At 70.5% G+C, this 21,936-nt stretch carries 20 protein-coding genes and 1 pseudogene; 9 read left to right on the forward strand and 12 right to left on the reverse strand.

The features are described from left to right. Window positions 1-452 precede the first annotated feature (452 nt). Both MCHT01_RS00645 and MCHT01_RS00650 read right to left on the reverse strand, forming a co-directional pair. Entirely contained in the window at window positions 453-1,910 is a 1,458-nt protein-coding gene (locus tag MCHT01_RS00645; protein ID WP_084451476.1) for an ATP-binding protein, read from the reverse strand. Continuing rightward, window positions 1,907-2,515: a 2-hydroxychromene-2-carboxylate isomerase gene (locus MCHT01_RS00650; protein WP_067060935.1), complete on the reverse strand. Its 609-nt coding sequence runs from the start codon at window positions 2,513-2,515 to the stop codon at window positions 1,907-1,909. Before MCHT01_RS00650 ends, MCHT01_RS00645 begins: the two co-directional genes overlap by 4 nt. Before the next feature lie 223 nt (window positions 2,516-2,738). Here MCHT01_RS00650 and MCHT01_RS00655 point away from each other — a divergent pair, with 223 nt between their 5' ends. Further along, entirely contained in the window at window positions 2,739-3,491 is a 753-nt protein-coding gene (locus MCHT01_RS00655) for a response regulator (RefSeq protein WP_067061282.1), read from the forward strand. 136 nt (window positions 3,492-3,627) lie between these two features. Here MCHT01_RS00655 and MCHT01_RS00660 read toward each other — a convergent pair whose 3' ends face one another. From MCHT01_RS00660 to MCHT01_RS00675, 4 genes are all read right to left on the reverse strand, one after another. Then, complete coding sequence (locus MCHT01_RS00660; protein WP_067060938.1) at window positions 3,628-4,095, reverse strand: Panacea domain-containing protein; 468 nt, start codon at window positions 4,093-4,095, stop codon at window positions 3,628-3,630. 178 nt (window positions 4,096-4,273) lie between these two features. After that, the gene (locus MCHT01_RS00665; protein WP_067060940.1) at window positions 4,274-4,843 is read right to left on the reverse strand and encodes a thioredoxin family protein; all 570 of its coding nucleotides are present in this window, start codon (window positions 4,841-4,843) and stop codon (window positions 4,274-4,276) included. A gap of 180 nt (window positions 4,844-5,023) precedes the next feature. Next, window positions 5,024-6,505 carry a sensor histidine kinase gene (locus MCHT01_RS00670; RefSeq protein ID WP_067060944.1) on the reverse strand — a complete coding sequence of 494 codons (1,482 nt, stop codon included), beginning with the start codon at window positions 6,503-6,505 and terminating at the stop codon, window positions 5,024-5,026. Continuing rightward, window positions 6,502-7,170 (reverse strand): response regulator, encoded by a 669-nt coding sequence (locus tag MCHT01_RS00675; RefSeq protein WP_067060947.1) that lies wholly within the window; start codon window positions 7,168-7,170, stop codon window positions 6,502-6,504. Before MCHT01_RS00675 ends, MCHT01_RS00670 begins: the two co-directional genes overlap by 4 nt. Before the next feature lie 224 nt (window positions 7,171-7,394). On the opposite strand from MCHT01_RS00675, the gene MCHT01_RS26600 reads away from it, so the two are divergent. Next, complete coding sequence (locus MCHT01_RS26600) at window positions 7,395-7,628, forward strand: hypothetical protein (RefSeq protein WP_067060950.1); 234 nt, start codon at window positions 7,395-7,397, stop codon at window positions 7,626-7,628. Window positions 7,629-7,735: 107 nt separating this feature from the next. Then, window positions 7,736-8,605 carry a MipA/OmpV family protein gene (locus MCHT01_RS26605; RefSeq protein WP_169806073.1) on the forward strand — a complete coding sequence of 290 codons (870 nt, stop codon included), beginning with the start codon at window positions 7,736-7,738 and terminating at the stop codon, window positions 8,603-8,605. 31 nt (window positions 8,606-8,636) lie between these two features. Here the strand turns inward: MCHT01_RS26605 and MCHT01_RS00690 are convergent, their stop codons facing one another. After that, on the reverse strand, window positions 8,637-9,290 hold the full coding sequence (locus MCHT01_RS00690) for a TetR/AcrR family transcriptional regulator (RefSeq protein WP_067060956.1): 654 nt from the start codon (window positions 9,288-9,290) through the stop codon (window positions 8,637-8,639). A gap of 89 nt (window positions 9,291-9,379) precedes the next feature. On the opposite strand from MCHT01_RS00690, the gene MCHT01_RS00695 reads away from it, so the two are divergent. Beyond that, window positions 9,380-9,769 carry a DUF3331 domain-containing protein gene (locus MCHT01_RS00695; protein WP_067060958.1) on the forward strand — a complete coding sequence of 130 codons (390 nt, stop codon included), beginning with the start codon at window positions 9,380-9,382 and terminating at the stop codon, window positions 9,767-9,769. A 28-nt stretch (window positions 9,770-9,797) separates the two neighbouring features. Here MCHT01_RS00695 and MCHT01_RS00700 read toward each other — a convergent pair whose 3' ends face one another. From MCHT01_RS00700 to MCHT01_RS00720, 5 genes are all read right to left on the reverse strand, one after another. After that, window positions 9,798-11,378 (reverse strand): Fic family protein, encoded by a 1,581-nt coding sequence (locus MCHT01_RS00700; RefSeq protein ID WP_067060961.1) that lies wholly within the window; start codon window positions 11,376-11,378, stop codon window positions 9,798-9,800. A 63-nt stretch (window positions 11,379-11,441) separates the two neighbouring features. After that, window positions 11,442-12,287 (reverse strand): HEAT repeat domain-containing protein, encoded by an 846-nt coding sequence (locus MCHT01_RS00705; RefSeq protein WP_067060964.1) that lies wholly within the window; start codon window positions 12,285-12,287, stop codon window positions 11,442-11,444. A gap of 57 nt (window positions 12,288-12,344) precedes the next feature. Further along, a complete protein-coding gene (locus MCHT01_RS00710; RefSeq protein ID WP_067060967.1) occupies window positions 12,345-13,664 on the reverse strand; it encodes an ABC transporter ATP-binding protein in 1,320 nt (439 codons plus the stop codon). Between the two features lie 10 nt (window positions 13,665-13,674). Continuing rightward, the gene (locus MCHT01_RS00715) at window positions 13,675-15,420 is read right to left on the reverse strand and encodes an ABC transporter permease (protein WP_067060970.1); all 1,746 of its coding nucleotides are present in this window, start codon (window positions 15,418-15,420) and stop codon (window positions 13,675-13,677) included. A gap of 211 nt (window positions 15,421-15,631) precedes the next feature. Beyond that, the gene (locus MCHT01_RS00720) at window positions 15,632-16,561 is read right to left on the reverse strand and encodes a LysR substrate-binding domain-containing protein (protein WP_084451478.1); all 930 of its coding nucleotides are present in this window, start codon (window positions 16,559-16,561) and stop codon (window positions 15,632-15,634) included. A 390-nt stretch (window positions 16,562-16,951) separates the two neighbouring features. Here MCHT01_RS00720 and phnD point away from each other — a divergent pair, with 390 nt between their 5' ends. The 5 genes and pseudogenes from phnD to phnX all read left to right on the forward strand — a co-directional run bounded on the left by phnD (window position 16,952) and on the right by phnX (window position 21,687). Beyond that, window positions 16,952-17,842: a phosphonate ABC transporter substrate-binding protein gene (gene phnD / locus MCHT01_RS00725; protein WP_084451480.1), complete on the forward strand. Its 891-nt coding sequence runs from the start codon at window positions 16,952-16,954 to the stop codon at window positions 17,840-17,842. Continuing rightward, window positions 17,839-18,726: pseudogene (gene phnC / locus MCHT01_RS00730) on the forward strand (phosphonate ABC transporter ATP-binding protein). Before phnD ends, phnC begins: the two are co-directional and overlap by 4 nt. Window positions 18,727-18,745: 19 nt before the next feature. Continuing rightward, entirely contained in the window at window positions 18,746-19,597 is an 852-nt protein-coding gene (gene phnE / locus MCHT01_RS00735) for a phosphonate ABC transporter, permease protein PhnE (RefSeq protein ID WP_067060973.1), read from the forward strand. Between the two features lie 22 nt (window positions 19,598-19,619). Further along, window positions 19,620-20,741, forward strand: coding sequence for an iron-containing alcohol dehydrogenase PsrA (psrA, locus tag MCHT01_RS00740; RefSeq protein WP_067060977.1), 1,122 nt, complete (start codon window positions 19,620-19,622; stop codon window positions 20,739-20,741). A gap of 91 nt (window positions 20,742-20,832) precedes the next feature. Continuing rightward, window positions 20,833-21,687, forward strand: coding sequence for a phosphonoacetaldehyde hydrolase (gene phnX / locus MCHT01_RS00745; RefSeq protein WP_067060981.1), 855 nt, complete (start codon window positions 20,833-20,835; stop codon window positions 21,685-21,687). The last annotated feature ends 249 nt before the right edge of the window (window positions 21,688-21,936 follow it).

A 21,936-nucleotide genomic window follows, 5' to 3' on the forward strand; every position in this document is an offset into this window, starting at 1 on the left:
GGCGTGGCGCGCCCGCCGGGCCGTCGTCGACAGGTGACTGCCTCATTCCGCAGCACTGCAAGCAATTCCTTGCTGCGACAAGCACTTGCGACATCCTTGCCCGGGCAGCCAACAGACTTGTCCACAGAGGCCGTGGACAGTCCGGTGCCCCGGTGCACAACCAGTGGGCACTGTGAGCAACCTTTCTCCGGGACCCGAACTTGCCACCACCCCGAAGGGGGTCAGGTCAAGCGAAAAATCGCGTCCGTCGCCGCACTCTCCCCAGTGCCTATTTCTGAGGCAATGCAAGCTTTCCCATACGGCGACAAGCACTTGCGAACTTGCTGCAAAGGCAGCCAACAGACTTGTCCACAGCAGGCGGGGACAGTCCTTGCCCCCTGTGAACACCCGATCGGATGGCCCCTTCGGATCACTGCCTCATTTCGCGGCACTGCAATGAATTCCGTGAGGAATCAAGGGCTTGCGCGATCCCTGCCCATCGAGCCAACAGACTTGTCCACAGAACCCGTGGACAGACGCGCCAGATCCCCCCGCGGCAGCGACAAGCGGGCCTCCAGCCCGCCGTCGGGCCGATTGCGCAGCGTCAGCGTGCCGCCCATGGCCGTCGCGAGCTGCTGGGAGATCGCCAGCCCCAGCCCCGTCCCGCCGGTGTCCCGGTTGCGCGAGGTCTCCAGCCGGTGGAAGGGCTTGAACACGGCCTGCAACTGGTCCTCGGGGATGCCCGGGCCGCGGTCGAGGACCGACAGCGACCACATCGGGCCGGCACCCGGGGTCATGTCTTGCGTCTCGTCCGCGGTGGTCCCCGTGCTCACGCGCACCTCGGCCTGACCGCCGAAGGCCAGGGCGTTGTCCACCAGGTTGACCAGGATGCGCTTGAGCGCCTGCGGCCGGCTCACGACCGGCGCGCCGAGCCGCCCCTCCAGCGTCACCGGCTCGCCGGCGTCCTCGTAGTCGCCGACGATGCTGGCCAGCAGCGCGTCGGCGTCCAGGCGGATCGGCGGTTCCGAGGTCCCGTGCAGGGTGCGGGCATAGGTGACGCCCTCGCGCACCAGCGCATGCATGGCGCCCAGGTCCTGCCGGAACTTGTCGCGCAGGGCCTCGTCGGCCATCAGGTCGGCGCGCAGGCGCATCCGGGTGATGGGCGTCTGCAGGTCGTGGGAGATCGCCGCCAGGATCTCGACCCGCTCGGCCGTGTAGCCGGCGATGCGGGTCTGCATCGCGTTGAAGGCGCGCGCGGCCCGCGCGACCTCGGCGGGTCCGGCCTCGTCCAGCAGCGTGGGCGTCATCTCGGGACCGAGTTCGTCGGCGGCGGCGGCGAGCGCCCCCAAGGGCCGCGTCACCAGGCGCACGGCCAGCCAGGCGCAGAGCGCCAGCACGGCCAGCTGCGCCGCCAGCACCCACAGCACCCAGGCCGACACCGGCATGTCCACGCGCCGCGCGTGCACCGTCAGCGCCGAGCCGTCGCTCAGCCGCACCAGCATCTCGTAGCGCGAGCCGCCGAGCTGGGCCAGGCGCTCGATGCGGAAGGGCCGCAGCGCCTGCGACAAGGCATCGGTGAAGTCCCGGCTGAACGCGTCGGCGCGGACCGGGCCGGCGTCGGGATCGATCTCGCTGCCGACGGCGAAGCGGTAGTTGGGGCGCTCCAGCCGGGCCAGCCAGGCGGCGCGCTCGGCGGCGGGCAGGCGATCGAGGATGGCGACCCCGGTGGCGATGTCCCGCTCGATGCCGGACATCATCAGCTCGCGCAGGGCCATCATGCGTTCCTGCCGGATCGCGACGAAGGCCAGCGCCTGGGCCACCGCGATGCCCAGCACCATCAGCAGCGTGACGCGCGCGAAGAGGGTGCGCGGCAGCCAGCCGCGCGGCGCGCTCGCGGGGGCCGTGGCGGACACCGAGGCGGACGCGCTCATGCCGGGTCCGGCAGCAGGGCGCGGCGCACGAAGTCCAGGCGGTCCTGGCCCCAGAACAGTTCGCCGTCGATCACGTAGCTCGGTGCGCCGAACAGGCGGGCGTCGATGGCGGCCCGGGTGTTGGCGTCGTAGCGGGCGGCGATGTCGGCCTCGCGCGAGCGGGCCAGGCGCGCGGCGTCGAGGTCCTGCTCGGCCAGGAGGGCCGTCAGGGTGGCGTCGTCGGCGATGTCGCGCTGCTGCTCCCAGACCGCGCGCAGCAGCGCGCCGGTCAGCCGCATCGCGGCGTCGGTGCCGTCGGCCTGATCGACGGCGATCACCAGTCTGGCGGCGGCGTGCGGCACGACGGGGAAGTGCCGCGGCTCCACGTGCATGGGCATGCCCAGGTGGCGCGAGAAGCGCGTCAGCTCCAACAGCCGGTAGGCCTGGCGCTGCGGGGGACGCTGCGCCAGCGGCAGGCCGCCGGAGACCTCGAACAGCTGGAGCAGGTCGATGGGGATCAGGCGCACCGTCGCGCCGGCCTCGCGGGCGAGGGCGGCGAAGCGCTCGTGGCCGAGATAGGTCCAGGGACTGTGCGGGGCGAAGTAGTAGTCGACGACGCGGCTCATGGGGGCTCCTTGTTGGGGGGGCGGACCGGGTGCGTGGTCGGAGCGGTCCGGGAGGAACCCGCTCGAGGCCGGCGGGCCCGGTGCGGCGCGCAGCCCGGTTTATAGGCGCGGAAGCGTCTTTCGGGGGGCGCTTTGTATGCTTGTGTATACGTCGCCCGCTACGAAGACAGTAGGTTGCCCGAGGCGTTCCGTTGGGATGATGCGGCCGCTACAGTCCTTCGCCATGCAGACCTCCACGCCCACGCCCGACCACCTCCTGATCGTCGACGACGATCGCGAGATCCGCGAGCTGCTCAGCACCTACCTGACCCGCAACGGGATGAAGGTGACGGCCGTGCCGACGGGGCGCCACATGCGCATCGCGCTGGAGACGGCCGGGCCGTTCGACCTGGTGATCCTGGACCTGATGCTCCCCGGGGAGGACGGTCTGTCGCTGTGCCGCGACCTGCGCGCGGGCAAGTACAAGGCGACGCCGGTGATCATGCTGACCGCGCGCGGGGACGAGGCGGACCGCATCCTGGGCCTGGAGATGGGCGCCGACGACTACCTGGCCAAGCCCTTCGCGGCGCGGGAGCTGCTGGCGCGGATCAATTCGGTGCTGCGCCGCGCGCGCATGCTGCCACCCAACATGCGGTCGACGGACGAATCGCCGCGGCTGGCCTTCGGTGACTGGGTGCTGGACACCATCGAGCGGCACCTGATCGACACGCTGGGCACGGTGGTGCCGCTGAGCGGCGCGGAGTACCGGATGCTGCGCGTGTTCCTGGATCACCCGCAGCGCGTGCTGAGCCGGGACCAGCTGATGAGCCTCACGCAAGGGCGGGACACGGAGCTCTTCGAGCGCTCGATCGACCTGCTCGTCAGCCGCCTGCGCCAGCGCCTGCGGGACGACGCGCGCGAGCCCAAGTACATCAAGACGGTGCGCAGCGAGGGCTACGTGCTGTCGATGGCGGTGCAGGGCGTGGACGCGGGGTGATCGAGCCCGGCCCCGGCGCGGGCCGGGGTGCCGACCTCGTCATGCCTTGGCCTCGCCCGTGTCGTCGTCCGTGCGTTTCCCGCCGCGGAGGCCGCGTCGGGGAGGGTCGTGCGCCAGTCGGAGGGCGACTTGCTGGTCATAGCGTCGGGTCGTTGCGAATCTGGGCGTTGGTGATCGGGCTGTCATCCGCCTGACCTTGGGACCATGCTGAACCCGGCAGATGGGTCAAGGCCGAAAGCTCACGCCACGACAGACATCCGTATCTTTCGCAGATGACATCGACCAGATCGAGGGCGCTCGCGTCGTCCTTCTGCAAGATCGGGATCCACCGTTCGTCCTGGTCGTCATCGCCCGAGAGGGCTTGGATCGTCTGCGTGATCGACCGCATGCCGTAGCGCTTCGCCTGATGGTGAATCGACGGGAGGATGGGGCCATTGGCACCGCGAATGAAGGTGTCGTCGATGAGCGGGAAGCCCTTGACCCTCAGATGCCAGGCCTGCGTGAAGTACATGAGCTTCTGGAGCTTCATGCTGTTCAGGTGGGGCAGGCGCCCTTCCTGCGCACGGCGGATGAAGGCGTTGGCGATGGCGTAGGCCGAATACATGGACGACTCCTCGACGCACACGCGACGGCGCATGCCAGATCCGGAAGTCTAGGAATCGCCTTTCGCCAATGACAGAGGGCGGCTCTGACATTCGTCAAACGAGTCCGGAATCCACCCGCAGGAAGGTGCGCGGGGGGATTCCGGGGGGAGTTCCCACCATCGGGCGGGGGATGGAAGTTCAGCCCGGCTGCTTGAGCAGCGCCTGGATCGCCGCCTCCGTCTGCTCGTACGCGCCTTCGCCGAAATGCGAGTAGACGACCCGGCCCTGCTTGTCGATCAGGTACTCGGCCGGCCAGAAGCGGTTGTTGTAGGCGCGCCAGGTGGCGAAGTCGTTGTCCTGCGCGACCGCGTGCTGGATGCCCAGCCGCGCGATGGCCGCCTTCAGTCCCGCCGTCGAGCGCTCCTCCTCGTACTCCGGCGAGTGCACGCCGATCACCACCAGGCCCTGATCCTTGTACTTCTCGTGCAGCGCCTGCACGTGCGGCAGCTGGTTCAGGCAGTTGCTGCAGGTGAAGGTCCAGAAGTCGACCAGCACGACCTTGCCGCGCAGGCTCGCCATCGTCATCGGCGGCGTGTTGAACCAGTTGCTGATGCCCTTGAACTCGGGGGCCGGCCGGGCGCCGTGGGCCGCGATCACGGACGCCACCGTGGCCTCCGCCGAGGGCGGCAGCGAGAACATCACCGCCGCGACCGCGGCGACGCCGCCCAGGGCCAGCGGGATGAGGGTGCGACGGGGGGACTTGGACATGCGGATTCCTTTCCAGGGAAGGCGGCCTGGGCCGCGATGAACCGCATTCTTCGGAAAGGCCCCCGGTCGCGATACCGGTTGCGTATGCCTGTGTATCCGCCCTGCGCGGGAAAGACGATTCGATGCGCGTCGGCGGCCCGGAGCTCGCGCCGGGCCCGACCGGGACACCGGACGGCGTGCTCAGGCCGACCGGGTCGCCGGCTCGGGTGGGCGTGCCGCCGGGCGCCGCGAGCGGCGCGCCAGCGGCAGTCGCAGGTCGACGCGCAGGCCGCCCTGCTCGCCGTCGAGCAGCGCGATCCGCCCGCCGAGCTGCGTCAGCACCGTGCGCACGATCGACAGCCCCAGGCCGCTGCCGGGCTCGCGCTGCGCCGGATCGCGGAAGAAGCGGTCGAACACGCGCTCGCGCAGTGCCGGCGCGATGCCCGGCCCCTGGTCCTCGACCCACAGCACGGCCTGCGCGCCCTCGCGCCGCAGGGCGACCCGCACGACGCCGCCGGACGGACCGTACTTGATCGCGTTCTCGACCAGGTTGTCGACCAGCGAGGCCAGCGCCGCGACCGGCGCGTCGACCCGCAGGTCCGGCTCGGCCGACAGCTCGAGCTCGGTCCCGCGCGCCGAGGCCAGCGGCCCCAGCACCGCCATCCGATCCTGCAGCAGTCGGTCCAGCTCCACCAGCTCGACGGGCTCGGCCTCGGTGGCCTCGCTGCGCATCAGCGTCAGCAGCTGGTTGACCATGCGGGTCGCGCGGTGGCCGCTGCTCAGCACGCCGCTCATCAGCTGGCGGCCGCCCTCGTCGGTCGCATGTCCGCGCAACGCCTCGACGTTCACCAGCATCGCCGCCAGCGGCGTGCGCAGCTCATGGGCGGCGTCGGCGACGAAGCTGCGCTCGCGCTCGGCGCTGGACGACACGCGCCGCATCCAGCCATTGATCGCGTCGACCATCATCGACAGCTCCTGGTGCCCGTCGCGATAGCGCAGCGGGGACAGGTCTTGCGGCCCGCGCCGCGCGAGCTCGCGCGCCACCCCGCTCCAGGGCCGCATCGCGAGCCGGATCGAGATCCACGCCGGGATCACGAGGAAGGGCAGGCAGGTCAGCAGCGGCATCAGGTAGAAGCCGTCCGAGTAGATGGTCTTGAGCACGTTCCAGCCGTCGTCCGGCGCGAACATCGTGGTGCGCGTGCCCGACGCCGAGGTCACCGAGCGCGCGCGATACAGCTGGTCGCCGATGTGCAGCGGGGTCAGCTTCCCGTAGCTCGCGGCGGGCACGTCCGGGGCGTTCGACGCGCGGTACAGCACGCGGCCGCCGTGCTCGACGACGAAGGACGGGCGCCGTTTGAGCGGGCCCGGATAGTCGTCGGTCACGGACTCGTGCATCTTGTCGAGCGCGCGCTTCAGGTAGTCGGGCCGGTCCGACAGGCCGTCGGCCACGGCGTTGATGGTCTCGTAGACGCTGTCCGCGTCCAGCAGCAGGAAGGCGCGGCCGCCCAGGCTCAGCAGGTAGCCGATGCCGCAGACCCAGATCGCCATCAGCATCACCATCTGCGCGACCAGCAGGCGTCGCACCAGGCTCGGCCGCACGAGCGCGACGAACCAGGCCCGGGGCAGACCGGCCAGGCGACGCGCCAGCCCCGGACAGGCGGGCCCGCGCGCGGCGCCGATCATGCCGCCCCCTGCTGATCGATCACGTAGCCCACGCCACGCACCGTGCGCACGTAGCCGTCGCCAATCTTGCGGCGCAGGTTGGCCATGTGCACGTCCAGCGAGTTGCTGGCGTTGCTCTGTCCGCCGGGCAGCACCTGCTCCTCCAGCGTGCGGCGCGTGACGATGCGGTCCACCCGCATCATGAGCTGGCGCAGCAGCTCGTACTCGCTGACGGTCAGCTCCACCGGCCTGCCCTGCACCGTGACGCGCCGCGTGGGCACGTGCAGCTGCAGGCCGCGCAGCGAGAGGGTCTCCCCATCGAAGCCGTAGCTGCGGCGGGCCAGCGCGCGGATGCGCGACACCAGTTCGGCGACCTCGAAGGGCTTGACCAGGTAGTCGTCCGCGCCCGAGTCCAGCCCCTGCAGCCGGTCCTTGAGCGCGTCGCGCGCGCTGAGGATGAGCACCGGCAGGGCGCCGTGGTCGCGGCGCATGCGCGTGAGCAGGTGCAGGCCGTCGCCGTCGGGCAGGCCCAGGTCCAGCAGGACCAGGTCGCAGGGCTGGTCCTCCAGATGACGCAGCGCGCCCTCGATGTGGCGCGTCCAGACGACGTCGAAGCCATGGTCGGTCAAGGCGATGCGCACGCCGTTGCCCAGGTCCAGGTCGTCCTCGATGAGCAGGATCTTCATGACCGTGATTGGACCAGCCCGCCACGGGGAAAACCGTCGGCGGGGCGGCCGCTTCATGGTTTCTTCATGTCCGACTCAGGTCGACTTCATGGGCCGTTTCGACACTGCCCTGGCGGTCCGGTGCCTTGCCGGACCCTTGTTCAGGGAGTACCGAAGTGAGAGAGCCCCCCACGCCGCGTCCGACCGGACGCGGCCCCGGTCCGATCGGACCGAGCGCCGTCCACATGCCGCTGATCTGTGCGCTCGTCTGCGCGTTGAGCGCCTGCGCGGCCACCGTCGATCCGATCACGACGCCTCGCGGCCGCGAGGGCTTCGTCGTGACCTGCGACAGCCCCGAGGGCTGGCCGGCCTGCTACCGGGCCGCGGCCGAGGCCTGCGACGGCCGCTACCGCGTCATCGACCGCGCCGAATCGGCCAAGCGCCTGGTGGCCGAGTGCCGCCGCGGCCGCTACGAGTGAGCCGCCCCGCGCCGACCCCCACCCCCGCGCGCGCCGTCCCCCATGCGACGCGTGCCACCGACCGCCCGGTCCGCGACCGGGCTTCCCACCGCATCACCACCATCGACATGAACCGTTCCAACTCCTCCTTCGCCGCCACCTCCGCGCGTGCCGTCTCCTCCGTGACCTCGATCGCCCAGGCCTGCGTCGCCGGCGCCGCCGTGCTGGCGGTCACCGCCGCGCAGGCGCAGTCGACGGCCCCGGCCGCCGCGTCCGCGGCACCCGCCACGTCGACCTACACCCTGGGCGCCGGCGTGGCGGTGACCTCGCGCTACAGCGGCTCCGACGAGACCATGGCCGTGCCGCTGATCGCCGCCGACTACCAGCACTCGAGCGGCTTCTTCGCCAGCACGATGCGTGGCCTGGGCTACGGCGGCGCCACGAACGGCATCTCCTACAGCGCCTCCGTCGGCTACCGCGGCCCGCGCTACGACCAGAAGAAGCAGCGCGGCGGCTTCAGCACCGGCAGCGACTTCCTGCGCGGCATGGGCGAAGTCAAGGGCAGCGCCACCGGCAACCTGTCGGTGGGCTATGCCGTGCTGCCCTGGCTGGACCTGCAGGTCCGCACCGAGCAGCCGCTGACCAAGCGCGAGAACGGCGCCACCTACAGCCTGGGCGCCTCCGCGAAGCTGATGAACGACGCCACCGACACCATCGGCGTGTCCGTGGGCGGCACCGCCGGCGACAGCAAGTACATGCAGACCTACTACGGCGTCAGCGCCGCGCAGGCGGCCCGCACCGCCTTCAAGGCCTACACGCCCAAGTCGGGCTTCAAGGAGATCGAGGCCGGCGTGAACTGGCAGCACCGCTTCGACAGCCACTGGAGCGTGACCGGCGCGGTGGGCGCGCAGACGCTGGTCGGCGATGCCGCCAAGAGCCCGCTGGTGCGTCGCAAGACCACGCCGGTGGCCGCCGTGTACGGCAGCTACACCTTCTGAGCGATCGGGTGGGGCGCTCGCGCGCCCCGTCTCAGCGCAGCAGCTGCAGCGTCACGTCCGAGATCTCGCGCTTGAAGCGCGCGGGGTCGTCGGGCAGCGTGGACACGGCGCGCAGCACATGGCTGTAGGCCACCGTCTTGCTGATGCCCTGCGTGAGCAGCGAGAAGAGCAGGGCGGGGTCGCAGCGGCGCAGCTCGCCCGCGTCCATGGCGTCCTCGAACAGCGGCAGGAACACATCGTGGAAGGGCCGCACCAGCTTGTCCACGAGCACGTTCAGCCGCTCGCCTTCCTCGGTCGCGGCGGTCGAGAAGAAGATGCCGATGTCCGGATGCTCGAAGACACGGTCGATGAAGTCGAGCAGCGCCCGCTCGACGCGCACCCGCGGCCCGAGCGTGGCGTCCTGCCGCAGCGCGATGGCGACGGCCCGCATCGGGTCGGTCAGCCCCACGATCTGGTCGACCACCGCCAGCCACAGCGCTTCCTTGGACCCGAAGTGGTGGGCGATCAGGGCCGCGTCGACGCCGGCCAGGCGGGCGATCTCGCGCACGCTGGTGGCCTCGTAGCCGCGCAGCGCGAAGGTGCGGCGGGCGGTCCGCAGCAGGTTGTCCGCGCCTTGCGCACAGTCCGCGCTCGGGCGCCCGCGGCGTCGCGGCGCCCCGCCGGCCTTCGGGGTCTTGTCGGTCATCGGCGTCCCGCCTTTGCTATATTCATCACTCGTTGAATTATTTCAGGCAATGACGCCGGATTGTCGGCGGACGTGAAAGGCGGTGCGGCATGCACATGGATCTGGCGAGTGATCCGACCCGGGACGGGTGGCTGCGGACGGTGTCGTGGCTGGGGAATGGCGGCGTGGCCGAGGTGCCGAGGCCGACGCGGGCGGGGCGCCCGGTGATGGCCGATGGCGGTCCGGCGCTGCGGCCGCCGCCGACCATCCACGTGCTGGACCGGCCGACGCCGCGCACGGCGGCGATCTCCTGGTCGGACCCCGGGTCCTGCCACTACGGGTACCAGATCTGGGACATGGCGCCGACCAAGCGCGCCGGCGTGTGCGTGCTCAGCGGCACGGAGATCCTGATCGGCGACATGGTCTACACCCCGCGCGCCGACGAGCCCTCGCCGATCAACGCGGGCGTGATGATCGCGGCGGCGTATGTGGAGGCGTGAGGGCGTCGACCCCGCGTCAGCCGGGCGCTCAGTCCTCGATGCCTTCGACCTTTCCGGCGTAAGGGGCCTCGAAGGCTTGCCGGACCACCTCGACGATTCGGTCTTGCCGCGTGTGCAGGGTCCCGCCTTCCTGGAAGATCTCCGGGAGCGCCTTGCGCAGCTTGTTGCTCACCACCCAGTGGCCCTCGTGCAATGAGCGAATGATGCGATCGGCGTCGGCGTCCGGCATCTCCACGACGTCCTTGATCGCATCGCGCGCTTCGTCGTAACGACGCAGCGTCAAGGCCTCCTCGGCCATTTCATGCTCGACGGTCTGTCGGAGCACCTCGCTCATGTACCGGGCATGCTCGGACAGGTCCAGGTAGCGCCACGCGTGCTGGGCATCGTCGGTCTGCGAGAACTGGAAGTCGGTGACGACACCATCCGGGCAAGTGCGCGACGAGCCGAAGCGGTAGGCATCCGCATAGCGGCTCATGAGCGGTTTTGAGATCACCTCCAGCACATGGTCGTAGGCGGCGCGCGCGCGGGCATTGCTGGCGATGGTCGCGGAGACAGGGACGATGATGCCGGTCGGCACGACTCGGTCCGCCGCCAGCAGATGGTTCACCAGGAATCGATGCACGCGGCCATTGCCGTCAGCCAATGGATGCAGGTAGACGAACCCGAAGGACACCGCGGCGATGCGAGCCACCGTATTGGCGCCGCGGGTTCGGATTTCAAGGCCGCGGAGTCCTTCCAGCATCTCGTCGACCAGCGACTCGGACGGCGCGATGTAGTGAACGATCTGCGCGCGGAATGTGGACTGGCCGATGAACACCGGCGACCGGCGGATGCCCACGCGCAAGGCGTTCTCGCCCAGCACGGCGCGTTGCAGGGTCTGAAGGCTGTCTGGCGACATCGGATCCGGCATGCGTCCGCTGAACTCCTCGATGGCGGCGGCGAAGCGCTTCACGCGGTCCTCCTTGTCCGCCTCGCGCTCGATCGCGAAGCTCGCGCGGGACTCCTTGAAGGTCAGCCAGGCGGCGCTGCGCAGCAGCAGGTCCGGGCCATAGGTGTCGTCGAGGTGACGAACGCCCGTGCCGACCTCATAGAGCCAGTCGCGCGCATCCGCGGGCCCGAGGTAGACCATCGGGCAGAAGGCCGAAGTGCCGGGCAGGTTGTTGTTGACGCGCCAGCGTCGATGGCGATCAGGTGTCTGGGCGACCAGATAAAGATCAGGATCGAGGGCATCCACGTACCCCACGTTGTGCGCCGTGTCGGGCAGCGGCAAGGTGCGGCCCGTCAGCCATTCGTAGAAGAACGCGGCGCGGCGCGCGTAGGCGCCCATCGGCTCGCGTCGGACCCATGCGGCGAGCGATTCCGGATCGATGCTGTGGAAGAGTCGGGAGAAGAATTCGAGGTGGATGCGCTCGTACTTGAGACCGAACTCGAAATGCCCGGCCAAGGAGTCTTCCGGCTGATATTGAACGGTCCAGGTCCTGACTTCACGGCCATTCGCCATGTCCCGCTGCCTCATCGTTCCCAGACGACTGCGCGTGAACAGCGGTTGCACGAGCTGGATGTCATGCATCTCCGCCAAGCGCTGAAATCCGAAATGTGTGTCGGCCATCGCGTCTATTCCGCTATCAGATCGTCTATTTTGTTAGAAAACAGACCGATTCCGTATAAAACGCTAGAAATCAGACCCAGTCGCACCGCTCGCCGCCACCGCCTCTCTCAACTCCTCCCACCAGTAGTCGTCTCTGACGCCGCGCTCCCGGGCGAGGGCTTCCAGCGTCTGGAGCGGCGCCAGCAGCCGCGGGTCGGCCAGTGCGACGGCGGCGTCCAGCTCGTAGAGGTGGCAGTCCGGCGTGAGCCGCGCCATCAGCCGCTCGACGATGCCCTCGTCGTGGCGGCGCGCCAGGCCCACCAGGGCTTCGCCACGCACATCCTCGTCGATGTCGTCCAGATTGCGGCGCAGCGCCGCGCGGATCTCGGGCGTGTCGTCCATCCGCAGCGTGCCCAGTCCGAAGGTGGCCCAGTCACGCACCTCGTCCGACGGGTCCGTCGACAGCGCGATCAGTCCCGCGATCGCTTCCGGCTCCTCGTAGGATCCCAGCGCCACGGCGACCTGCCAGCGCATGCGCTCGTCGCGATGCGTGGCCAGCCTGAGCAGCGCGTCCACGCTCGCCCCATGCGGCCGGTGGCCGAGACCGGCGACCGCCGCGCGGACCACGTCCGGATGCGGGTCGGAGAGCCCCTGCAGCAGCAGGCGCTGGGTCTCGTCCTCGGCGAAGGGCGTCCATTCGCCATCGACCCGCCGCATCAGCTGCGCCGCCACCGACAGCGCCACCGCGCGGTGACGCGCGTTCGGGCTGTCCGCGAGCGACGCGAGGCGCGCCAGCATCGAGAACGAGCCGCGCCGCTGCAGTTCCTCGATCGAGCGCCAGCCCCGCGGCGCATGCCAGTCGCGCGCCGCGCGCCTGAGCAGGCGCGCGTGGCCGCGCGAGCGATTCCGGTTGCGGGCGATGCGCTTCATGCGGAGGCCTCCGTCGTCGTGGCAACGAAGGCCCGACTCTAGCGGGCCGATGAAGACTCAGCGTCCCGCCGCCTCGTCCTCGCCCGTGGGCAGCCGGAGCGCGCCGGTGTTGTAGTCGTACTCGAAGACCTCGCCGTGGCGCGCCCAGGTCACCGCGGTCTGCAGCACGGCGTCGGCCTCGGCATCGTCCAGGTGCTCGCTCAGCAGCTTGAGCACCGGCTTGTCCGGCATCACGCCGTTGGGCTCCTGCTCCAGGCTGTGGCGGATGTGCGCGATCAGCGGGACGTGCGCCATCAGCTGCTCGCCGAAGAGATCGCGCCGGACGCCGTGAGCGCCCTCCACGTAGCGACGGCCCAGCGGTGTGAGCTGCAGGTCGCCGCTGTCCAGCTGCGCCAGCCCCAGCAGCGACAGCGCGTGCGCCACCGGCAGCAGCTCGGCGTCGGGCAGGCCCGATTCCTCGCACAGCTGCGGCAGGTCGGCGCGACCGTCGAAGGGCGGCTCGGCCAGCATCTCCAGCAGACCGTCCATGCGCGCCACGTCCGCGGCGGGCAGGCGCTCGGCCAGCGGGGCGGGCGCCGCGGCGGCGCCGGCCGTGCCCGCCACCCGCGCGGGGCGCCCGGCCGTCATCAGCGCATAGACCTCGTCGATCAGCGCGCGCACGTCGGCGCTCTCCGGATCGCGCGGCCGCGGCAACTGCACCGACAGCTGGCAGCGGATGCGGCCCGGGTCGCTCGCGAAGATCAGGACGCGGTCGGCCATCATGACCGCCTCCTCGATGTTGTGCGACACCACCAGCATCGCCTGCGTCGGCATGCTGCCGCCGTCCCACAGCTCCAGGATGTCCTCGCGCAGCCGCTCGCCGGTGAGCACGTCCAGCGCGGAGAAGGCCTCGTCCATCAGCAGCACGTCGGGCTCCGTCACCAGCGCGCGGGCGATGCCCACCCGCTGCCGCATGCCGCCGGAGAGCTCCCGCGGCAGCGCGCCCTCGAAGCCCGACAGGCCGATCATCGCGATCGCCGCCTCGGCCTTCTCCTCGCGCACGGCCTTGGCGACGCCCCGCGCCTCCAGGCCCAGCTCGACGTTCTGCTGCACCGTCAGCCACGGGAACAGGGCGAAGGACTGGAACACCATGCTGATGCCGCGCGCCGGGCCCGACATCGGCTGGTTGCGGTAGCGGACCTGACCGCGATCGGCCGGCACCAGGCCCGCCATGATGCGCAGCAGCGTGCTCTTGCCCGAGCCCGACTGGCCCAGCAGGGCGACGATCTCGCCCTCGCGCAGCGTGAAGTCCAGCTCCTCGAGCACCGGGCGCGGATGGCCGTCGGCGGAGCGGAAGCTCTTGCCGACGCCGTGGAGTTCGATGATGGGTGCGCTCATGCCGATGTCCTCACAGATGCATGCGGTCTTCCGCCAGCCGGTACAGGCGGCGCCAGACGAAATGATTCAAGCCCATCACGAAGATGCACATGACGCCGATGCCCAGCGCGATGCGCGGGAAGTCGCCCTTGGCGGTCATCTCCGCGATGTAGCTCCCCAGCCCATGCGCCTGCAGCGTGGTGTCGCCCCAGGACACGTACTCGGCCACGATGCTGGCGTTCCAGGAGCCGCCGCTGGCGGTGATCGCGCCGGTGACGAAGCTCGGGAACACCGCCGGCAGCAGGTAGCGCCGCCACTTCAGCCAGCCGCTCAACCCCAGGTTGCGCGCCGCGTGGCGCAGCTCCGCCGGAATGCCCGACGCGCCCGCGATCACGTTGAAGAGCAGGTACCACTGCGTGCCGAAGATCATCAGCGGCGAGAGCCACACGTCCGGGTTGAGCTTCCAGCGCACGATCAGCACGACCACCACCGGGAACAGCAGGTTCGCGGGGAAGGCCGCCAGGAACTGCGCCACCGCCTGCAGCCGGCCGGACCAGCGCGGATTCATCCCGATCCAGATGCCCACCGGCACCCAGACCAGCGCGGCCAGCCCGATCAGCACCATCACGCGGACCAGTGTCAGGCAGCCCAGCAGGAAGACGTGGCCGGCCTCGTGCCAGCCCACCTCGCTGTGGACGAAGCGCACCAGGTGGTACAGCGCCACCATCACCGCCGCGGCGATGACCGCGTCCCAGGCGCGGGTCCAGGTGGCCGCGGGCACGCCCATCAGGCCGGGGCCGGCGGCGCGCGCGCGGATGGAGGTGCCGTCGTGGTGGCGGCGGAACCAGACCAGGCTGTTCTCGAGCCGGTCCACGGTCCAGGCGGCGATGCGGCGCGTGAGCGCGGTGCGGCGCAGCCAGGTCAGCATCCAGGAGTTGGGCGCCGTGTCGGTGCCGCTGTCCTCGAAGCGGAACTTGTCCGCCCAGGCCACCAGCGGGCGGAACACCAGTTGGTCGTAGAGCAGGATGCCGGCCAGCATGCCCAGGATGGCCCAGCCGATGGCGCCCAGGTCGCGGGCCTCGATGGCCAGCGCGATGTACGAGCCCACGCCCGGCAGCTTGATGTTCTGGTTGGAGACCGAGATCGCCTCCGAGGCGACCACGAAGAACCAGCCGCCCGACATGGACATCATCATGTTCCACAGCAGGCCGGGCATGGCGTAGGGCAGCTCCAGACGCCAGAAGCGCTGCCAGTGGGAAAGCTGGAAGACGCGGGCGGCCTCGTCCAATTCCGACGGGACGGTGCGCAGCGACTGGTACAGGCTGAAGGCCATGTTCCAGGCCTGCGAGGTGAAGATCGCGAAGATGGCCGCGCATTCGACGCCCAGCAGGTTGCCGGGGAAGAGCGCGATGAAGCCGGTGACCGTGATCGAGAGGAAGCCCAGGATGGGGATGGACTGGAGGATGTCCAGCATCGGCACCAGGACCTTCTCGGCGGCGCGGACCTTGGCGGCGAGCACCGCGAAGACGGCGCTGAAGAGCAGCGCCAGCACCATCGCGGCCAGCATGCGCAGGTTGGTGCGCAGCAGGTAGTAGGGGAGGTGGGACGGATCCAGCGTCAGCGGCAGCGGGTCGCCGAGCTCGAAGGGCCGGGCCATCTGCGCGGCGCCGTAGGCCAGCAGCACGAGCAGGCCCAGCACCAGCGGCAGCAGCGCCCAGTCCCAGCGGTTCGCGCCGGCCTCGACGACCTGGCGTGGGAAGTATTGGCGGCGGTCCATGGATCGTCTTTCTGGTTCTGCATGGATTCCAGGGAACAGACGGCCCCCTGGGCCCCCCGCACGAAGCGCGCAGGATGCCTTTGCCGCCCTTCAGAAACCTGTCCAGTGTCTGGCCGGAGCCTGTCCGCGCGCAAGAGCGCCCGGATGCGATCCCGGAGGCCTGTGGCGCGCCGTGCGCGGCCGGGGCGAGGGGGCCTCGGAAGGGGCGGGGTCAGGTCTCGACCGTGGCGGGCGAGGGGGCCTCGTCCGCATCCTGGCCCTGGCGGCGGTCCTCGACCTGGCGCAGGCCCTGGGCGACCTCGAAGAAGGAACTCAGCAGCAGGCTGTCCCGGCGTTCCTTGAGGCAGTAGATGTGGGTCTCGGTGCAGGCCGGATCGCCGTCGATGCGGACCGGGCGCAGGCGCGGGTCGGGGATGAACTCGGCCTCGGAGACCACGCCCACGCCGATGCCGCGGGCGGCCGCCTCGCGCAGGGCCTCGCGGCTGCCGATCTCCATGGCCACCCGCGGCGCGATGCCGGCCTGGCGCAGCGCGTGCTCGAGCGCGCGGCGGGTGCTGGAGCCGTCCTCGCGTTGCAGCAGCGCTTGGTCGGCGAGCTCGTGCAGCGGCACGCTGCCGCGGCGGGCGAAGGGGTGGTCGACGTGGACGAACAGGATGATGGCGTGGCGGGCGTAGTGCAGGGTCTCGAAGCCGGGCGCGTCGTGGAAGCGAGCGAGGACCCCGATGTCGATCACGTAGTTCTCCAGGTCGCCGAAGACCTGGGCGGAGTTGCCCAGCCGAATGGAGACGTCCACCTTGGGATAGCGCTGGCGGTAGGCGTCGACCATCTCGATCACGTGGAAGGGGCCGACGGCGCCGAGCTTGAGTTGGCCGCGGGTGAGCTGGCCGCAGTCGTGCAGGAGGTTGTAGGCCTCGACTTCCAGGGCCGCGAGCTGGCGGGCGATGGGGAGCAGCTGATGGCCGACGGTGGTGAGCTCGATGCGGTGGCCGCGGCGGTGGAAGAGCTCGACCTGGTGTTGCTTCTCCAGGGCCTGGACTTGGGTGGTGAGGGTGGGCTGAGAGAGCCCCAATGCACGTGCGGCGGCGCTGAAGCTGCCGTGGCGGGCAACGGCGAGAAAGGCGCGGAGCTTGGCGGCCGACATGGATAGACGCCGTCGATGGATCGGCGGGGAAATTGAGATGGAGGCGATGGTGGGGGAGGGGGGTGACGGGGCTGTGACGTTGGTTGTCTGACTGCGCGGGAGGGGGCTCGCTGTGTGCGACGGCCCTCACCCCAACCCCTCTCCCGCAAGCGGGCGAGGGGCTCCATACGGCGACGCGCATTGAAGCCCCTCTCCCATGAAGTGGGAGAGGGGTTGGGGTGAGGGCCGCCGCACACCAGAGAGCAAAGCGCCTGACGCCGCCCAGCCCCCTCCAAGCCCATAGCCCCCATCAATAGCTCGCCCACCAAATCGCGATGACATCGATGGATCGCCTGTCATCTTCGATTCATAGAGTGCCGTCATCCGCCCACCCCACCCCTGGATGCCGCCATGTCCCACGCCCTGACCGATCTCCCGCGCCGCGCCGCGCTGCGCGCCTTCTCCGCATTGGCGCTCGCCGCCTTCGCCCTGACCCCCGCCCTCGCCCAACAACAGACCCTGACCATCGGCCTGATCCCCGCCGAGGACTCGCAGGCCATGATCGAGTCCAGCCGCCAGGTGCTGGACGAGCTCCAGAAGCAGCTGGGCATGCCGGTCAAGCCCTTCGTCGCCACCGACTACAACGGCGTCATCGAGGCGCTGCGGTCCAGGAAGCTGGACGTGGCCTACCTCGGTCCCTTCTCCTACGTGCTGGCCAGCTCGGTCGCCAATGTCGAGGCCTTCGCCGTCGCCGAGACCAAGAAGACCGGCCAGAGCTCCTACAAGAGCCTGATCCTCGCCCGCAAGGACAGCGGTCTGCGCGCCGTGTCCGACCTGAAGGGCAAGAACTTCGCCTTCGTCGATCCGAGCTCGGCCTCCGGCCACCTGTTCCCCAAGGCCGGCCTGCAGCAGATGGGCATCGAGCCCGAGCAGCTCTTCGGCCGCGTGATCTTCTCCGGCTCGCACGACGCGAGCATCCTGGCGGTGGCCAACAAGAAGGTCGACGCCGCCGCCGTCGCGGACCGCATCTTCGCCACCGCCGTCGCCAAGGGCCAGGTCAAGCAGGACGACTTCGTCGTGCTGTGGTCCTCCAGGCCCATCCCGGAATCCCCGATGGTCTGGCGCAAGGACCTGGATCCGGCGCTCAAGGAGAAGCTGGCCAAGGCGCTGGCCGGCCTGAAGGACGTCAAGTGGGGCGACCAGGGCGTGCTCAACGGCTTCCAGCCGACCCACGACGCCGCCTACGACGTGGTGCGCGAGACCGCCAAGGTGCTCAAGCTCGACCTGCGGAGCATGAAGTGATCCGGCTGCGCGGCCTGACCAAGCGCTACGGCGACAACGCCGTGCTGCGCGGCGTCGATCTGGACGCGATGCCTGGGGAGTTTCTCGTCGTGCTCGGTCCGTCCGGCGCGGGCAAGTCCACGCTGCTGCGCTGCATGAACCGCCTCGTGCGGCCCGACGAGGGCGAGATGACCGTCGCGGGTCAGGCGGTCCGCGCCGACGCCGGCGCCGCCGACCTGCGCGAGCTGCGCCGGCGCGTGGCCATGGTGTTCCAGCATCACCATGTCGTGCCGCGGCTGAGCGTGCTCAAGAACGTGCTGACCGGCCGGCTCGGCGCGGTGCCGGTCTGGCGTTCGGTGCTGCAGCTGTTCCGCGCCGGAGACGTGGCGCTGGCGATGGACTGCCTGTCGCGCGTCGGCCTGGACCACAAGGCCCAGGCCCGCACGGATTCGCTGTCCGGCGGCCAGATGCAGCGCGTGGGCATCGCCCGCGCGCTGGCGCAGCGGCCGCAGGTCATCCTGGCCGACGAGCCGGTCGCCAGCCTCGATCCGCACACGGCGCGCCAGGCGCTCGGATACCTGCGCCAGGCCTGCCGCGAGCTCGGCATCACCGTGGTCTGCAACCTGCACTAGGTCGAGTACGCGCGCGAATTCGGCGATCGCATCGTCGGGCTGTCACAAGGTCGGGTGCTCTTCGACCGGCTGCCGGGCGAGCTGTCGGAGGCGGAGCTGGACGAGCTCTACGCCGGCCAGGCCGGGCTGCAACTGATAGCGCCCGTCGGCGAAGCGAGACCGTGTGGCATGGGCGATCCGGGACGCGACGACCCCGAAAGACCCTCTCCCCAGCCCTCGCCCGCCAGCGGGCGAGGGGGCCAGAAGGCGCATCCGCGTCTGATGAAGGCCTGAGCGCCGGAACGGAACACCCATGACGACGATGAACACGAGCGCGGAGGCGCGCGCCGCCGCCGACCGCCATCGCTGGCTGATCGGCCTGCCGACGACGCCGGCCGGATGGACCCGGCTGCTGATCGCGATGATCGCGGGCCTGTGGGCGCTGCAATGGAGCGCCCGGGGCGCGCAGCTCAGCCCGACCGAGCTGGCCGAGGGCCTGCCGCAGATCGCCGACTTCCTCAGCCGCACCTGGCCGCCGGACTGGCGCATCCTGGAGCGCCTCTGGGGGCCGGCGGTGGAGACCGTGCAGATCGCGGTCTGGGGCACGCTCCTGGGCGTGGTCGCCGCGGTGCCGGTGTCCTTCCTCGCGGCGCGCAACCTGCACGGTCCGCGCTGGCTCTATCTGCTCACGCGCCAGGGCCTGAACGTGACTCGCAGCATCAACGAGCTGATCCTCGCGCTGGTCTTCGTGTCCGCCGTGGGACTGGGGCCCTTCCCCGGCGTGCTCGCGCTCGCCGTCCACGGTGCCGGCATGCTGGGCAAGTTCTTCGCCGAGGCGATCGAGGAGATCGACCAGGGCCCGCTCGAGGCCTTGCGCGCGACCGGCGCGCGGCCGTTGCAGGTGATCGTCTTCGGCGTGCTGCCGCAGGTGGTGACCGCGTGGATCGCCGTCGTGCTCTACCGCTTCGAGGTCAACCTGCGCTCGGCGACGGTGCTGGGCATGGTCGGCGCGGGCGGACTGGGCTTCGAGCTGGTGGGCAGCCTCAAGCTCTTCAAGTACCCCGAGACCGCCACCTGCATCATCGTCATCACGGTGATGGTGGTCGCGGCGGACTTCGTCTCCAGCCAGCTGCGCCGCGCGATCCAGGATCAAGGCCGGCATTGAGGCATCAAGGACCTGACCTGACATGGACCTCTGGAAATTTCACAACCCCGTGGACGTGCACGCCGGCATCGGCGCGCTGGAACGGCTACCGCGGCTGGTCGGCGATCGGCGCGCGCTGCTGATCGTCTTCCCGGAGGCGGAGCCGCTGGGCCTGATCGGCCGGCTGAAGGGGATGCTCGGCGATCGCCTGGTCGCCGTCGAGACCGACATCCGCCCCAATCCCGACGTGCAGTGGCTCGCACCGCTGTATGAGCGCCTGTGGCACGACCACCCCGGCGCACGCTGCGTGATCGCGCTCGGCGGCGGCAGCAGCATCGACTGCGCCAAGGCGATGCTGACCGCCACGCCCTCGGGCCGCTTCGACGAGCTGCTCGATCACCTGGTCGATCCCCAGGCCGCGCCCCTGCCGGCCGATGCCCCGCATCGCGCGCTGATCGCCGTGCCGACGACGGCCGGCACCGGCAGCGAAGTCACGCCCTGGGCGACGCTGTGGGACGCGGCGCGCTCCCGCAAGCATTCGCTGCACCTGCCCTGGACCTGGCCGGAGGCGGCCGTCGTCGATCCCTCGCTGATGGTCAGCCTGCCGCGCGCCGCGACGCTCGCGAGCGGCCTCGATGCGCTCTCGCACGCGCTGGAGTCGCTCTGGAACGTGCACCGCAATCCGGTCTCCGCGAGCCTGGCCGTCGCCGCCGCGCGCCGCATCGTCGCGACGCTGCCGGCGCTGCTCGAGGAGCCGCGCCGGCTCGACCTGCGCGAGGCCCTGGCCGTCGCCGCGCTGCAGGCGGGCATGGCCTTCTCCAATACCAGGACGGCGCTGGCGCACTCGCTGTCCTACGAGATCACGCTGACTCACGGCGTGCCGCACGGGCTGGCCTGCTCGTTCAGCCTGCCGCGGGTGATGCGGTTGGCGCTGGGGCAAGACCTTGCCCTGGATGAGCAGCTGCTGGCGATCTTCGACGCGGTCGACGGCGACGCGGCCGTCGCGGCGCTGGAACGCTTCCTGCGCGGCCTGGGTGTCAGCACCGATCCGGCCGACTACGGCATCGCGCCCGCGGATTGGGACGAGCGCGTCGCCCAGGCGCTTCGCGGGCCGCGCGGCCGCAACTTCATCGGCGGCGCGCCGGTCGTCCCGCACTCACGCTGAAGGCCTCGGCGCCGAGATCCCGGATACGCCCCCCCGACCCCTGAGACTCATTCCGATCCCCGAGTTCTTCGACTCCAACGAGAGCAACCTCATGAGCACCTCCGCAAGCACCCCCTCGGCCGCCACCGGTCACGCCCGCTTCCCGCATCTGCAGGCCGTCATCTTCGACTGGGCCGGCACGCTGGTCGATCACGGCTCGCTGGCCCCGACGCAGATCTTCGTCGACGCCTTCGCGACCTTCGGCATCACGCTGACGCTGGACGAGGCGCGCGGTCCCATGGGCTTGTCCAAGCGCGACCACATCCGCACGCTGCTGGAGGATGCCGGCCTCCAGGCGCAATGGCAGGCGCGCTTCGGCAAGGCCTCGACCGATGCCGACATCGACGCCATTTATGAGCGCTTCATGCCGATGCAGATCGAGAAGGTCGGCCGCTACTCGCAGCCGATCCCCGGCGCGGTCGACGCGCTGAAGGCGCTGCGTGGCGCTGGGCTCAAGGTCGGCTCGTGCTCGGGCTATCCGCGTCAAGTGCTGGACGTGCTGCTGCCGCAGGCGAAGGCCGACGGCATCGAGGCGGACCATGTGGTGGCCGGCGACGAGCTCGCCGCCGGTGGTCGCCCGGGGCCGTTCATGGCGCTGGCCAACGTGCTGGCGCTGGGCATCGGCGACGTGCGCGCCTGCGTGAAGGTCGACGACACGACGCCCGGCATCGAGGAAGGCCGCCGCGCCGGCATGTGGACCATCGGCCTGAGCTTGTCCGGCAACGAGACCGGCCTGACGCTGGCGCAGCTGCAGGCGCTGCCCGACGCGGCCGTCGTCGCCCATCGCGAGGCCGCCACGAAGCGGCTGATGGCGGCGGGCGCGCACCTGGTGATCGACTCGGTCGCCTCGCTGACGAAGGCGCTGGCGGAGATCGACGCCCGCATGGCGCGCGGCGAGCGGCCCTGAGCGTCGTCGGCCCAGAGCGTCATCGGCCCAGGCGGGGCGCGACCGCACGGGGCGCCTCGCGCCGGCTGACGGTCGATGGTCGATGGTCGATGGTCGACGGTCGGCGGTCGGCGGTCGGCGGTCGATCGGCCGGGACGGCGTGGCGGCGGACCCGGCGGAGCGGGGGCCTCGGGGCGTGCGCAACGCGTGCGCCGCGAGGGGATCGCGCGGGAGGCCGCTCCTATCATGGCCGGCGTCCCCTGTCGTCCA

This window comes from Mitsuaria chitosanitabida ATCC BAA-476 = NBRC 102408, from assembly GCF_001598255.1.
Lineage (GTDB): Bacteria > Pseudomonadota > Gammaproteobacteria > Burkholderiales > Burkholderiaceae_C > Roseateles > Roseateles chitosanitabidus.